This is a genomic window from Streptomyces sp. NPDC127084 (genome assembly GCF_042724175.1).
Classification (GTDB): domain Bacteria; phylum Actinomycetota; class Actinomycetes; order Streptomycetales; family Streptomycetaceae; genus Streptomyces.
Window position 1 is genome coordinate 1 of sequence record NZ_JBHXFA010000179.1, and the last position, 12,469, is coordinate 12,469.

The window sequence follows — 12,469 nt, forward strand, 5'->3', positions numbered from 1 at the left end:
GCATGCACAACGATCCAAGGCATCAGAGCTCGACTTCCAACCCCGCGAGGTCCACCGTGGACCTCGCGCACTATCCGGAGCTTTCCCGCGACGCGGCCGACCCCGCTGCCGCCCTTCAGCGCATCGCCGCGGAGTCAGGCTTCGATCTGACGGGACTCAGGACCGTCGACTCGGGTTCGGCATCGCCGGGCCCGGTCGTTCTGGAGCTCGCATCCGATCGTGGGTGGGCTCAGCTCACGATCCAGCGTGAGCACCGCGACATCCGCCTGGAGCTCTCCGCCCCGGGGCTGAGAGTCGCGTGGGGGAACGTAGCCGATCTCAAGACGGTCGCCGAGATGGTCGGCGCCTGGCAGAACGGCGCAACCGTCTCGGACATGCAAGAACGTTGGACCTCGCTCGAGGTCAACCCTCTGGCCGTGGCGCACGAGGCCGGAGAGGCGGTCGAGTACCAGTGGCGCACCCTCCTCGCCCTGCCGGTGGGCACCTACGGAGCAGCGCTCGCCCGAACGGCCTCCGAGGTGCCGCAGCTGCGCGCGCTCTTCCCCGTGGTCTCCCATGGAAAGATCGAGTTCAGCCGGTGCACCCTGCCTCCCTACTCCCACGACATCCCCAGTGTCCTTCCCACTTCGGCCGGCACCTGGCGGGTTCAGTACCCGTCGAGCACCGGGACGCCTCCCGTCGACGCCGCGACGATCGAGGAGGCCATGACGCTCGTCGTGCGGGGTCTGCCGGAAGGCTGCGGCCCTGCGGTCCAGGGCCGTGGGAGGCAAGGATCATGAAGGTCGTCATCGAGGGTGCGGCCAACCGCACCCTGCCGGACCTTCACGGCTTCCTCGCGCGGGCCCTGGACTTCGGCCCCTTCTACGGGGCCAACCTCAGCGCCCTGTGGGACCGGCTGACGACGGACGTCGAGCGGCCGGTGGAACTGGTCTGGAAGGACGCGGACCTCAGCAGGACCGCGCTGGGTCAGGCCACGTTCGACCAGATCCGCGACCTCCTGCTGAGGGTGCAGGAGCAGGACCGGTCGCGAGAGGAGTCCAAGCGCTTCTCGGTGACTTTCGACTAGGCCGTGTCTGACAAATAGCGCCGTCCGCCCGAGGGGCGGGGCCCGCGGCGTCTGCTGCATGGGGTCTCCCCAGGCCCGCAAGGGGCCGAGGGGGTGGGGCCTCCCCAGGCCCGCAACGGCCGAGGGGACGCAATCGCAAGGCAGTGGGGTCCCCCCGCCGCAGGCAGCGGGAGGTCATCCTCGTACCCGGGCATCCTTGGATGACGCCGCTGACGCCGACAACGCAGCGTGGAGGCACCTCCCGGGGACCCCCCGCGACAGCAGGGGGAGAAGCCAGGGGGAGTGCGTGCCAGACGTCGCGGGACAGGCGGGCTTTGTCAGACACGGCTAGCACCGACCGCACGAGATGACGCGGAGGAAGCCCCGCCGGAGACCCGGCAGGGGCTTCCCCGTTACCGGCGCGGCGGCCCGTTCCGCTCCCACACGTCGCCCGACACGGTCCAGGGCGGAGTCCCGACGGCCGGGACGACTCCCGACTCGATCATCCGGCCAGTGTGCAGTCTCCGCACTTCACTCCGGACGGAACCCGGTAGTAGAGGCAGCAGCTTCGGCGGCGGAAGCTCAGATCCGGGCCGGTGACCGTTCCTGAACCGGCCAGCCGACCGGTGTTCAGCAGTCCGCCGACCAGACCGGTGAGTGTGCCGCGAAGATCCGGTCTCGCCACCAGAACGGCGCGCGCGGCCTCGGCCAGCGCCGACGAGGCGTTTCCGGCCAGCAAGCGGGGTGCCACCTTGACCCGCAGCCCGGCGGCCAGCGCGTCCAGGTGCCGGCCCACCACGACCTCGTACAGCAGGTCCGCAAGGCGCGGGGCGCCCGCTGCGTACCAGCCGGTCGGGGACGCGGGCAGGCGCAGTGCGGGGCCGTCGTCGGCGCGCTCCAGTCGGTGCAGGTCGGGGACGATTCCGTGGGCGGCGGTGCAGGCCAGCACGGGTGACCACAGACGCGCAGCGTGCCCGAGTTGCACGATGGAGGCGCCGATGCGGAGTTCATGGGTGCGGTAGCGGTCGACCGTCTTCGCGATCAGGTCCGCGCAGCCGTCCGCGTAGGCGTCTCCGACGGGGTGCCAGCCTTTGCCGGGGCCTCCCAGCTCGACCGCGAAGAAGGAACCGAAGGCCGCGACGTCCTCCAGGGCCGATGCGACGGATCGGGCCGGGGCCTGTCTCAGGGCGTTCACATCGACCACATCGCCTCCTCCATGTCGGGTGCTGGTGCGCCGATTCCGGGTCACGCGGATCCGGTCACCCCGTTCCCGTATGGGTGGACGGAGTTCAGGGTGACGTGCGGAATCCCGGTACGGGGATGCGGTACGACTTCCGCGTCGACGCGGTAGACCTCGGCCAGGAGCTCGGGGGTGAGCACCTCTGCGGGCGATCCGGTGGCCACGACACGGCCGCCGTCCATCACGCAGATCCGGTCGCAGAACGCCGCGGCCAGGTTGAGGTCGTGGAGGGCGACGACCGCGGTCACACCGAGCCTGCGGACGAGGCGCAGCGTATCGAGCTGATGCCGCAGGTCCAGGTGATTGGTCGGCTCGTCCAGCACCATCGTCCCGGCGCGCTGGGCCAGTGCACGGGCGATGAGCACCCGCTGCTTCTCGCCGCCCGACAGCCGGCTGAAAGGGGCGTGCGCCAGCCCGGCGGCGTCGAGGTTGCCCAGCGCGTCCATGACGATGCCTCGGTCGTCGGTGTCGTCGCCATCGAATGCCCGCTTGTGCGGAGTGCGGCCCATGGCCACCACGTCGTACACCGACAGCTCGAAGTCCCCTGCGGATTCCTGCAGGACGGCGGCCAGCCGGCGGGCGAGGCCCTTGCCGGACATCCGCCGGACGTCCTCGCCGTCCAGGAGGACGCGCCCCGATGTGGGGCGCAGCGCCCGGTAGACCGTACGCAGCAGGGTCGACTTGCCCGCGCCGTTGGGGCCGATGAGCCCCACCACCTCGCGCGGTGCCACCTTCAGTGACACCCGGTCCACGAGCACCCGCCCGCCCACGACCACCGACAGGTCCTCAGCGGCCAGCGTGCCGGGCGCATCCGTGACCGTGACCGTCTGCGTCATGCGGACCTCCGCCGCATCAGCCACAGGAAGAAGGGGCCCCCGACCAGGGCGGTGAGAATGCCCACGGGAATCTCCTCCGGGCTCATGACGGTGCGCGCGGCCAGATCCGCGGCGATGAGGAACGCCGCGCCGAGCAGGGCTGCGGCGGGAAGAGCGCGTCGGGGGGGGGCGCCGCCCACCAGCCGCACCACGTGCGGCATGATCAGGCCGACGAATCCGATCTGGCCGCTGACCGCGACGATCGTGCCGATCATGACTGCGACGAGCGTGAACAGTGCGGCCCGGAAGCGGTGCACGTCCAGGCCGAGCGCCACGGCGGCTTCCTCCCCTGCAAGCAGGAGGTTGAGCGGACGGCAGACGCCGAGGAGGACGGCCGTCCCGAGGAGGACGGCACCGACGGGGATCCACACCACCGTCCAGGTGGTGCCGGCCAGTCCGCCGAGCATCCAGCGCATCGCCGACTGCGTCTTGTGCGGATCGTTGGAGGTGACGATGAGGAAGCTGGCGAGCGCGGACAGCACCTCGGCCGTCGCCACGCCAGCCAGCACCAGCCGCACAGTCGTCATCCGTCCCTCGGAACGGGCCAGGAAGTAGACGGAGACGAGGGCGGCGAGAGCGCCGAGGAACGCGGCCACCGGCAGGGAGAACACACCGAACAGGGTGACGTTGAAGACGAGGACCAGCACCGCGCCGACCGAGGCGCCCGAGGACACCCCGAGCAGCATCGGGTCCGCGAGGGGGTTGCGCACGAGTGCCTGCAGCGCCATTCCGGACACCGCGAGGCCCGCCCCCACGACGCCGGACAACAGCACTCGCGGCAGCCGGACGTCGATGACTATCGTCTCGCGGACCGGTGTCCAGGTCGGCTCGGCGAGCGAGGGATGCACGCGGTGCAGCAGGATGCCCCACACCTGGTCGGCCGGGACGCTGATGGACCCGGCCGCGATCCCGAAGGTGGCTGCGACGGCAAGCAGCGCGGCCAGCAGCACGAGCACGAGCGGGTAGGGCATTCCGGGGCGGCGGAGGGCGGCAGCGCCGGCCTCCGCCGCCCGCGTGCCGGTCGCCCCGGCCGCCGCGTCCGCCTCCTTCACGTCTGTGGTGTCGGTGGCGCCGGTCACTTGAACCGGTCCGGGTGGAGCTGCCTGGCCAGGGACTCCACGCCGGACGGCACCCGGACGCCCAGTACTGTGGACGACAGCGGTAGCACGGCGAACCGCTTGTTCTTGACGGCTGGTACGTCCTTGAGCGCCGGGTTCGCGAGCAGGAACTTCTTCTTGTCCTCGACCGGCTGGTCGCCGTAGTCGTAGATGACGATCACCTCGGGCGCGCGCTCCGCCACCTGCTCGAACGACACGTCACCGAAGGCCTTGTCCAGGTCGGCGAAGAGGTTCACCCCGCCGGCCAGCTCGATCATCTCGTTGCCGATGCCCGCGCCGCCGGCGGTGAAGGCGGTCTTGTCACCGCTGTCGTACACGAAGATCTTCACCCGTGTGGTACCGGCGAGCTTGTCCTCGACGGTGTCCAGCGTGCCGTGGAGCTTCTTCAACTGCCGCTCCGCCCGGTCCGGCACACCGAAGATCTTCGCCACGTTCCGGATCTCCTGGTCCATGGCGGTCATCGTCACCGGCCCCGACGGGCACTCCTCGATGTTCAGATAGGAGTTGATCCCGGCCTTGGAGAGCGCGTCGCGGCTGCGCCCTTCCTTCTCGTCGAAGGTGCTGGCGAAACCGCCGTAGGTGAAGTCCGGTTCGGCGGCCAGCAGTGTCTCGAACGAGGGGTACTCCTTCGCCAGGACCTTGATCCCGTCGTAGGCCCCCTGGTACTCCGGCAGGATCCTGTCATCGAGATAGGAGGTGCCCACCATGGACTTCTCAAGACCCAATGCCAGCATGACCTCGGTCGCATGCTGGTTCATCGAAACCGAGCGCTGCGGCGGACGCTGATAGGTCGTCTTCACACCGCAGTTGGACACGGTAACCGGAAACCCCTTGGCGGCGGGGTCGGCTGACGGGGCGTCCTTCCGCTCTGCCGTGCCACCGCAACCGGCTATCAGTAGGGCTGCGGCCATGGCCGACAGCAGGGATACCGGGCGCCTGCCCATCATGTGGTGGGTCCTCTCACGCAGGAAGCGGTCCTGCGCGTCCGGGCATCAGCCCGGAGCGCTCGGACTCGGGGAATGTGGAAAGTGGTGGCCGCGGCTCAGCCCGCGCCGCGGAGCATCTCGGAGCGGGCGCGCCGAGGCGGGGCGAAGGCGTGGTTCTCGAGGAGGTCCGGTCGATCTGCGACGCCCGGCCCACCCGCTCGTATCCAGGCGGCGACGTACTCGGTCGCTGCGGTGTCGTTGACGAGGCCGAACCAGGCCGCCCGGCCGCCGGCGGCGCGCCCCTCGGACGAGGGCTGTACAACGATCACGTTCGCCTGGTCACACACGTCGAGGCAGTCCGAGACGCGAACCGGCGCCTCTTCGGCGAGACGTGCGATCTGTCTGGCGTGGTCGACACCGGTCACCTTGGTGCTGCCACAGCAGCAGTCCCGGCACACCACGACCCGGCACGGAACCGGACCGGCTGATGATGGTCCTCTGGGCATCCCGACGAGCCCTCCTCTCCGGGGAAATCCGCCCCAGTCATTTCGAGGAGGCGACCGCGTGAGTCTCCTGGCTCTCGGGTCGTCGCTCGTCCCGACCTTCCCACCCGCATCCGGGCAGTGGTCTGTTCGGGATCCGCTCGCCGATCACAGTGGCGGGACCGCGCCGGATTCACACCGGCTTCCTCGTTCCGCCGTCGCCTTCGCCTGACATCATGACAGACGGACACGACAGGCCATAAGCCCGGGTGCCGGACCGGCCGGGGCGAACACGGCGCGCGAACACGGCCGCTCGCACCGCGCGCCTCCGCGGACTCCCGCGCGCCCTGTACCAGCGGCCGGTCCGTCCCTCGATCCGGTGGGTCCCGTACGGGCGACAGCGTGGGGCTCCGACTCCCCGACTCCGTCATCGCCGTCTACCACGGCGCCGAACTGCTCCCGCTCGCACTCGGTGGTCTGCTCACCGCCACCCTGGGCGCGCTCCCGCCCGCAGGGTGGGCCGCCAGGGCCCGGACCGCCACAGCCCTACGCTCCGAATAGGCCCTCAGGCTCAGAGACGGTACGTGCGCACCAACATGTTTCCGGGGCTTCAGGAACCCCTCCCCCGTCGCGCCCCGGTGACCCGTGCTGGTGCGCCTTCCGCATCAACAAACACACCGCCCCGTGGCGCGGGTCAGCCTGCCCGAGCCCGCCCCCTGCGGTCGGATGCCACTCGATGCCGTGAGCCTCGCCAAGTCGTTCGACGGCCAGGCGGTGCCCAGCGGTGTGGACCCTCGCCGTGGACAGGGGGAGCCGGTTGGTGATTGCCTGCCTCAACGGCGCTGGGAAGACCACCCTGTTGCGTCTGCTCGCCGACCGGGGGACGCCCGACAGCGGCCGGGTGGTGCGCGGGCACGGGCTGCGGCTCGGCTACTTCGCCCACGAGCACGAGACCCTGAACGAGGACCGTGGAACGAGGACTACCTGGGCCTGGTCGCCCTCGCCAGATACACGGTCGCCCGGCGTCCCCGGCGTCCCCGGCGTTGCCGCGCAGGGGGCGCCGGGCGACGCGGGCCGCTCAGGACCCCGTTGGCCGACGCACTCGACACGGGCAGCGACATCACCGCGGCCCTGCTGGCCGGCCAAGTGGCCGCCACTGAGCCCATCCTGGCGTCGACGAGCTGGCAGCGCGCGTCGCCGGCGGTCCGCGGACGAGGTCTACCCCGAAGCGGTGGCCGACGCCGACCACGCGTTCGCGATGCTGCGTCGCGGCCTGGCAGCGGACGGTACGTGATTGAGGCCCGGTGGGACCGTCAGCCGTCGATCGGCAGCAGATGGAAGTCGTCGAAGTGGAACCCCGGCGAAACGACACAGCTCACCAGCACCTCTTCGTCGCCCGCCGGACTGGCGGACTGCCAGCACCCGGCAGGGACGAGACCTTGCGGGCGCTGGCCGTTCGCGACATCGGGGCCGAGGACCATTGTCGAGGGGCTCTCGCTCGGCTCCTCACCCGTGCCCCCCAGACGCAGGTGCAGTGGGCCGCCGCGGTGCCACAGCCACAACTCCGGCGAGCGCACCGTGTGCCAACGGGACTCCTCACCGGGAAGCAGGAGGAAATAGATGGCCGTGCAGACGGACCGGCTGCCCGGGTAGTCGTCCGGACGCACGGTGATGTCGCTTCGCCAGGTCTCTTTGTACCAGCCACCCTCCGGGTGCTCGCTCATACCGAGCAACCGGGCGGTCTCGGGCTGATGCGGACTCATGACATCACCAGCTCATAGGTAGTTTCAGCGGGCTTCGCATAAAGGCACCCCACTCGATGTCATCGGGATCGATGTCCAGCCGAAGTGTAGGGAGTCTGCGTGCCAGGCACGAGAAGGTGGCCTCGATCTCGAGATGCGAGAGGTGGGCTCCGCTGCAGAAGTGCGGGCCTCGCCCGAAAGCCAGGTGGCGCTCGGTCGAGGAATCCGCATAGCGTGACGGTCGACAACTACGGGGCGCGGAGAACACACGCGGATCGTGGTTGGCCGCTTCGATCGAGGCGAGTACCGCTTCCCCCTTCCGGATCGTCCCGGACGGCAGGTCGACGTCCTCTGTCGCGACCCGCATGCTCGACAGCGCCGGCGAATGACAGCGGAGCAGCTCGTCGACAGCGGAGGACAAGTCGCCGGTACCGCCGAAGAAGCGGTAGAGGTCCGGATCCGACAGCACGGTGATGGCCGCTCGCGTGAGGATGTTCGTTGGGGTATGGCCTGCGATGATCATCATGAGGACCAGGTCGCACACCTCGGAATCGGACAGTTCGGCGCGCTCGTCCCGGAGGTTGATCAGTTCACTGATCAGTCCGTCGCCCGGTGCCTTCTCCACCGTCCGCACGATCTCGTTGACGCGCTCCGCATATGTGGCGGACTTCTCCTTGGCCAGCTCGATAGCGGCCGCACCGGTAGCGACCGAGCACAGGGCACCGAACCCGTCGCGCAGCTCCGCACAGCTCCCCAGAGGGATCCCGAGCAGCTCAGCCATGACGGCGCTTGAAAGCACGTTGGCGAACTGGTCGACGAAGTCGAAAGGCGGCCCTTGGGACACGAAGTCAGTGATGAGATCGTCGGCGATCTGGTAGATCCTTGGCCGCTGGCGCTCCACCTGCCCCCGGGAGAAAGCCTTGGTGGTGAAGCTGCGCAACCGCTGATGGCGTTGACCGTCCATGTTGATGAGCAGGCCGGAATTGGACGCCATGAAGTCGAACCCAGGGAGAAATCGCGGTCCTGTACTGTCGTCCAGTTCTCTCGCGAAGCGACTGTCCGACAGGACTTGCATGACGTCCGAATAGCGTACCGCGAGGCGGGCGACATCCCCGCTCGGCATCCGGACCAACCCGAGTGGGTCGTCCTGCAGACGTTGGTCGAGTTCAGTCGGTGGACCACCTCGCGGTCCTGCGGGGAAGGGGCAGACGGCAAGGTTGTCGGTCGTCATCACGTCTCCAGATATTCCTCATCTTGAGCCTCTGATTCCAGAATGACCAGACATCGAGCTCTTGTACCGTCCGCCGGTTCATCCGATGGCCTTTTTCAGCTTGTCGGAGCATCGCCAGTGACCCCAGCGACCGACCGGGCGCCGACAGGTGTACCGGAAGACTCCGTCCTGGCACACGTTCACCCATACGGAGAGCAATGAGGTGCGTCAGGGGAAGGAAGACACTCCCATACGCAGGGGGCGGGTATACCCGAGGTCTCCCTCGTCGATGGCGGGGGCCCGGTCCGTTGGGGTACCCGCACTGCCCGGCTCCCGCCGGCCAGGCCTCCGCCGACCAGGCCAAGATTCCAGGAGAGGACCACGATGAGTCTGCCAAAAGCGACTTTGGTGCGTAACCACTTTGAGGCCAAGGCATTCACGTACTACGACACCAAACGCAACGACGCCCTGAACCTGCAACTTGGCCATCTGGACGGCCTCTACCATCACCATTTCGCCGTGGGTGATTACGACCGGTCCGTACTGGAGTTGAGTGGCAGCGAGCAGCAGAGTGCGATCAGTCGTGAGATTCATCGACTCGAGACCCGGCAGGTGGACTCGGTGGTCACCGCTCTAGCACAATTGGGAGCGCATTCCCGAATCCTGGACGCCGGATCGGGGCGGGGAGGTACCGCTTTCCTCCTGCACCACGTACTGGGCTGCCGTGTGGACGGCGTGAATTTCTCTGCGTACCAGAATCAGTTCGCCCGCGACCAGGCGCAGCACCGGGGTGTAGCGGAAATGGTGAGATTCCACGATCTCAACATGACGGACACTCACTTTTCTGCTGAATCCTTCGACGCTGTCGTCACCAACGAGACGACGATGTACGTAGAGCTCGGAGAGGCATTCTCCGAATTCGCCCGCGTCCTCAAACCGGGTGGCCGGTACGTGCTGCTCACCTGGTGTGTCGATGACGCCCTCGCTCATGAGCAGTCGGTGGAGACGAAGATCGACGCCCACTACCACTGCCGTACGCACAGCCGACACGGCTACCTGCGCTCTCTGCTCGACGCCGGCTTCGTTCCGTACCAGGTTGACGATCTCACTCAAGCAGCCATCCCGTACTGGGAACTGCGTTCGCGGTACGACCTGGCCACCGGTATCGAACAGGCGTACCTCGACGGCTACCGCAGCGGCCGCATCAACTACATCCGCATCGTCTCCCGCAAGAAGGGCTGATCCGATGTCCACGACGCCGCCGGCGGTTCCGGGGGTCATCGAGCGAGCCCGCGTCTTCGTACGCCCGGCGCTCGCCCAGGCGGTCGCTCGCTTCCCCTCCGGTCTGGAGCGTGTCGCCGGGTACTACTTCGGCTGGTGGGATGCGGACGGCACTCCTGTCGCCGGACGCGGCAGCCGGTCCCTTCAGGCTTGCATGGCCATGCTCGCCGCCGAGGCCACGGGCGCCGACGCCGAGGTGGCGCTGCCCGGAGCGGTGGCGGTCGAGCTGATCCACAACTTCTCCCTGCTGCATGACGACATCATCGACGGCGACGACATCCGTCGGGACCGGCCGACGGCCTGGGTCGTCTACGGCACCGGGTCGTCAGTGCTGTCCGGCGATGCCCTGTGGGCCGCCGCCCTGGACAGCCTGCTGGCCGTCGAGGGGCCGGCGGGCCGTCTGGCGGTCGGCGAACTCAACAACGCCCTCACCCGTATGATCCACGCCGTCGCCCGGGAAGCCGACTTCGACAGCGGTGCCTCTGTCGCCATCGACGACTACCTGAGCGTGTGCGAGGGCAAGGGCGGTGCGCTCCTGGGTTCCGCTGCCGTGATCGGTACCGTCCTGGCAGGCGCACCAGCCGCTCAGGCGGAGGCGTTGCGGGAAGCGGCCCACAAGGCGGGAACGGCCTGGCAGGCCGCGAACGACCTGGAGAACATCTGGGGCGACACGGCCCTCGTCGGCAAGCCCGGATTCCAGGATCTCCGAAGCCGCAAACGCACCCTTCCCGTCATCGCGGCCCTCCAGAGCGGGCATCCCGCCGCCGAGGAGCTGGCTTGCCTCCTCAAAGGAGACCTGGACGACACCGACCTGGTGCGAGCCGCCCATCTCATCGACGCCGCCGGTGGGCGCACCTACGCCCAGGAAGTGGCCCGCGAGCATCTCGCGCGGGCCTTGAACCTGCTGGACACCCTTGCCCTGCCACCCGCTGTCCACGAAGACCTGATCGATCTGCTCGACTTCGCCGTGACCCGTCGCCCTCGGGGAATGCAGGCGAACTAGGGCGCGTATCGAGTCGTGATCAATTTGCTGGATGTGCCTTCGTGGCACGGCCCGGTCCGATAGACGGTCTTACCTGACGCGAGTGCAACTGACCGCTTCGGAATGGGAGTTCATCGAGCCGTACCTGCGACAGCTACCTCGCCGGTCTCCACCTGCGCGCCTCGATGATCTGGTTCAAGGACCTCACCAGGACCACCCGATGATCACGACTCGATATGCCCCTAGGTGACGCGCTGAAGTGCCGGACGCCAAGGGCGGGCGGGAGTTGAGTCAACGGTCAACCAGACGTGGACGCGGGGCCTCACCCGTGGATTCCGCGTCGGTGTCGTCGGTGTCGTCGGTGCCGACCGGGCCGCGGGGAAGCATCCAGTCCAGCCACTTCGGCAGCCACCAGTTGGTTCGGCCGAGGAGTGTCATGGTCGCCGGTACCAGCACCATGCGTACGACCGTGGCGTCGATGAAGATCGCGGTGGCCAGGCCGAGCCCGAACATTTTGGTGGAGGGGTCCTCGGCGACGGCGAAGGACAGGAAGACCGCCACCATGATGAGGGCGGCCGAGGTGATGATCCGGGCGGTGCCCGAGACGCCCTCAACGATGGCCGTGCCGTTGTCGCCGGTGCGCAGGTACTCCTCGCGTACGCGGGAGAGGAGGAACACCTCGTAGTCCATTGACAGGCCGAACAGGATGGCGAAGAGGAACATCGGGATGAACGACACGATCGGAACCGTCGCTTCCAGCCCGATGAGTGCGCCTCCCCAGCCCCACTGGAACACCGCGACCATGATGCCGTAGGCCGCGCCGATGCTCAGCAGATTCAGCAGTACCGCCTTGAGCGGTACGAGTATCGAGCGGAAGACCAGCATCAGCAGCAGGAACGACATCGCCAGCACGGCGGCGACGAGCACCGGCAGGCGCTGGCTGGTGCGTTGGCCCACATCGGACAGGCTCGCGGCGGCGCCGCCGACGTGGGCCCTGGCCGGGCCGTGCCCGATCGCCGTGGGCAGCACGTCGGTGCGCAGCCGGGCGATGGTGTCGGCCGTGGCCTTGTCCTGAGGGCTGGTGGTCGGGAACACCACGAGGGTCGCGATGCCGGTGGCCCGATCGATGTGCGTCGGCGCGACGGATGCAATGCCCGGATCCGCCGCGACCGTTGCGACGAGTCGGTCCAGCACTCCCGGATCACCGGTGGGGTCCGCGGCGATGACGAGGGGACCGTTGGTGCCAGGGCCGAACCCCTCGGCGACGAGGTCGTAAGCCCGGCGCTCGGTACGGCTGTGGGGCAGTGAGCCGTCGTCGGGCAGGCCGACGCGCAGGCCGAACACGGGCAGCGTCGCGGTCAGCAGCAGCCCCGCCGCGCCGACCGCGTACGGCACCGGGTGCTGGCTGACATGCCCGATCCAGCGACGCCACCCGGCGGCGGGGGGGGCGCGCGGGCGCCGGGGGTTGGGGGCGGGGCTCATTTCGACGGGTGGGGGTCCGGACCGCCTGCCCGAGCGCTGAGGCAACCGCGTTTGACAGCGGGTCGACCCCATATCCAGTATTCAGC

At 68.6% G+C, this 12,469-nt stretch carries 13 protein-coding genes, 1 pseudogene and 1 riboswitch; of the genes and pseudogenes, 6 read left to right on the plus strand and 8 right to left on the minus strand.

Annotated features, from left to right (window positions below):
• Both ACFWI9_RS29205 and ACFWI9_RS29210 read left to right on the plus strand, forming a co-directional pair.
• Positions 1–779: DUF6193 family natural product biosynthesis protein (locus tag ACFWI9_RS29205; protein ID WP_387166684.1), on the plus strand; the 779-nt coding region annotated here is incomplete at its 5' end.
• A complete protein-coding gene (locus ACFWI9_RS29210; protein WP_387166687.1) occupies positions 776–1,066 on the plus strand; it encodes a barstar family protein in 291 nt (96 codons plus the stop codon). The genes ACFWI9_RS29205 and ACFWI9_RS29210, both read left to right, overlap by 4 nt.
• A gap of 481 nt (positions 1,067–1,547) precedes the next feature.
• Here ACFWI9_RS29210 and ACFWI9_RS29215 read toward each other — a convergent pair whose 3' ends face one another.
• From ACFWI9_RS29215 to ACFWI9_RS29235, 5 genes are all read right to left on the minus strand, one after another.
• Positions 1,548–2,249 carry a (2Fe-2S)-binding protein gene (locus tag ACFWI9_RS29215; protein ID WP_387166690.1) on the minus strand — a complete coding sequence of 234 codons (702 nt, stop codon included), beginning with the start codon at positions 2,247–2,249 and terminating at the stop codon, positions 1,548–1,550.
• 41 nt (positions 2,250–2,290) lie between these two features.
• Positions 2,291–3,121: an ABC transporter ATP-binding protein gene (locus ACFWI9_RS29220; protein ID WP_387166693.1), complete on the minus strand. Its 831-nt coding sequence runs from the start codon at positions 3,119–3,121 to the stop codon at positions 2,291–2,293.
• Positions 3,118–4,131, minus strand: a complete 1,014-nt coding sequence (locus ACFWI9_RS29225; protein WP_387166721.1) for a FecCD family ABC transporter permease — start codon at positions 4,129–4,131, stop codon at positions 3,118–3,120. The genes ACFWI9_RS29220 and ACFWI9_RS29225 overlap by 4 nt, the downstream gene beginning before the upstream one ends.
• A 104-nt stretch (positions 4,132–4,235) precedes the next feature.
• The gene (locus ACFWI9_RS29230; RefSeq protein ID WP_387166696.1) at positions 4,236–5,225 is read right to left on the minus strand and encodes an ABC transporter substrate-binding protein; all 990 of its coding nucleotides are present in this window, start codon (positions 5,223–5,225) and stop codon (positions 4,236–4,238) included.
• Between the two features lie 95 nt (positions 5,226–5,320).
• A complete protein-coding gene (locus ACFWI9_RS29235; RefSeq protein ID WP_387166699.1) occupies positions 5,321–5,710 on the minus strand; it encodes a (2Fe-2S) ferredoxin domain-containing protein in 390 nt (129 codons plus the stop codon).
• Positions 5,711–5,747: 37 nt separating this feature from the next.
• Positions 5,748–5,950: riboswitch (cobalamin riboswitch) on the minus strand.
• Between the two features lie 138 nt (positions 5,951–6,088).
• Here ACFWI9_RS29235 and ACFWI9_RS29240 point away from each other — a divergent pair.
• Positions 6,089–6,247 carry a hypothetical protein gene (locus ACFWI9_RS29240; protein ID WP_387166702.1) on the plus strand — a complete coding sequence of 53 codons (159 nt, stop codon included), beginning with the start codon at positions 6,089–6,091 and terminating at the stop codon, positions 6,245–6,247.
• 123 nt (positions 6,248–6,370) lie between these two features.
• Positions 6,371–6,677: pseudogene (locus ACFWI9_RS29245) on the plus strand (ATP-binding cassette domain-containing protein); the annotation flags it as partial.
• Between the two features lie 322 nt (positions 6,678–6,999).
• Here ACFWI9_RS29245 and ACFWI9_RS29250 read toward each other — a convergent pair.
• Both ACFWI9_RS29250 and ACFWI9_RS29255 read right to left on the minus strand, forming a co-directional pair.
• Positions 7,000–7,449 (minus strand): cupin domain-containing protein, encoded by a 450-nt coding sequence (locus ACFWI9_RS29250; RefSeq protein WP_387166706.1) that lies wholly within the window; start codon positions 7,447–7,449, stop codon positions 7,000–7,002.
• Between the two features lie 4 nt (positions 7,450–7,453).
• Positions 7,454–8,659 carry a cytochrome P450 gene (locus tag ACFWI9_RS29255; RefSeq protein ID WP_387166709.1) on the minus strand — a complete coding sequence of 402 codons (1,206 nt, stop codon included), beginning with the start codon at positions 8,657–8,659 and terminating at the stop codon, positions 7,454–7,456.
• Positions 8,660–9,022: 363 nt separating this feature from the next.
• Here ACFWI9_RS29255 and ACFWI9_RS29260 point away from each other — a divergent pair, with 363 nt between their 5' ends.
• Positions 9,023–9,880 carry an SAM-dependent methyltransferase gene (locus tag ACFWI9_RS29260; RefSeq protein ID WP_387166712.1) on the plus strand — a complete coding sequence of 286 codons (858 nt, stop codon included), beginning with the start codon at positions 9,023–9,025 and terminating at the stop codon, positions 9,878–9,880.
• Between the two features lie 4 nt (positions 9,881–9,884).
• On the plus strand, positions 9,885–10,922 hold the full coding sequence (locus ACFWI9_RS29265; RefSeq protein ID WP_387166715.1) for a polyprenyl synthetase family protein: 1,038 nt from the start codon (positions 9,885–9,887) through the stop codon (positions 10,920–10,922).
• 270 nt (positions 10,923–11,192) lie between these two features.
• Here ACFWI9_RS29265 and ACFWI9_RS29270 read toward each other — a convergent pair whose 3' ends face one another.
• A complete protein-coding gene (locus ACFWI9_RS29270; protein ID WP_387166718.1) occupies positions 11,193–12,383 on the minus strand; it encodes an MMPL family transporter in 1,191 nt (396 codons plus the stop codon).
• Positions 12,384–12,469 lie beyond the last annotated feature (86 nt).

Bases quoted from the DNA above. Each gene is read 5' to 3' on its own strand.
- ACFWI9_RS29250 (WP_387166706.1), bottom strand. From the start codon at position 7,449: ATGAGTCCGCATCAGCCCGAGACCGCCCGGTTGCTCGGTATGAGCGAG.
- ACFWI9_RS29260 (WP_387166712.1), top strand. From the start codon at position 9,023: ATGAGTCTGCCAAAAGCGACTTTGGTGCGTAACCACTTTGAGGCCAAG.
- ACFWI9_RS29235 (WP_387166699.1), bottom strand. From the start codon at position 5,710: ATGCCCAGAGGACCATCATCAGCCGGTCCGGTTCCGTGCCGGGTCGTG.
- ACFWI9_RS29210 (WP_387166687.1), top strand. From the start codon at position 776: ATGAAGGTCGTCATCGAGGGTGCGGCCAACCGCACCCTGCCGGACCTT.
- ACFWI9_RS29225 (WP_387166721.1), bottom strand. From the start codon at position 4,131: ATGCCCTACCCGCTCGTGCTCGTGCTGCTGGCCGCGCTGCTTGCCGTC.
- ACFWI9_RS29230 (WP_387166696.1), bottom strand. From the start codon at position 5,225: ATGATGGGCAGGCGCCCGGTATCCCTGCTGTCGGCCATGGCCGCAGCC.
- ACFWI9_RS29265 (WP_387166715.1), top strand. From the start codon at position 9,885: ATGTCCACGACGCCGCCGGCGGTTCCGGGGGTCATCGAGCGAGCCCGC.
- ACFWI9_RS29220 (WP_387166693.1), bottom strand. From the start codon at position 3,121: ATGACGCAGACGGTCACGGTCACGGATGCGCCCGGCACGCTGGCCGCT.
- ACFWI9_RS29270 (WP_387166718.1), bottom strand. From the start codon at position 12,383: ATGAGCCCCGCCCCCAACCCCCGGCGCCCGCGCGCCCCCCCCGCCGCC.
- ACFWI9_RS29255 (WP_387166709.1), bottom strand. From the start codon at position 8,659: ATGACGACCGACAACCTTGCCGTCTGCCCCTTCCCCGCAGGACCGCGA.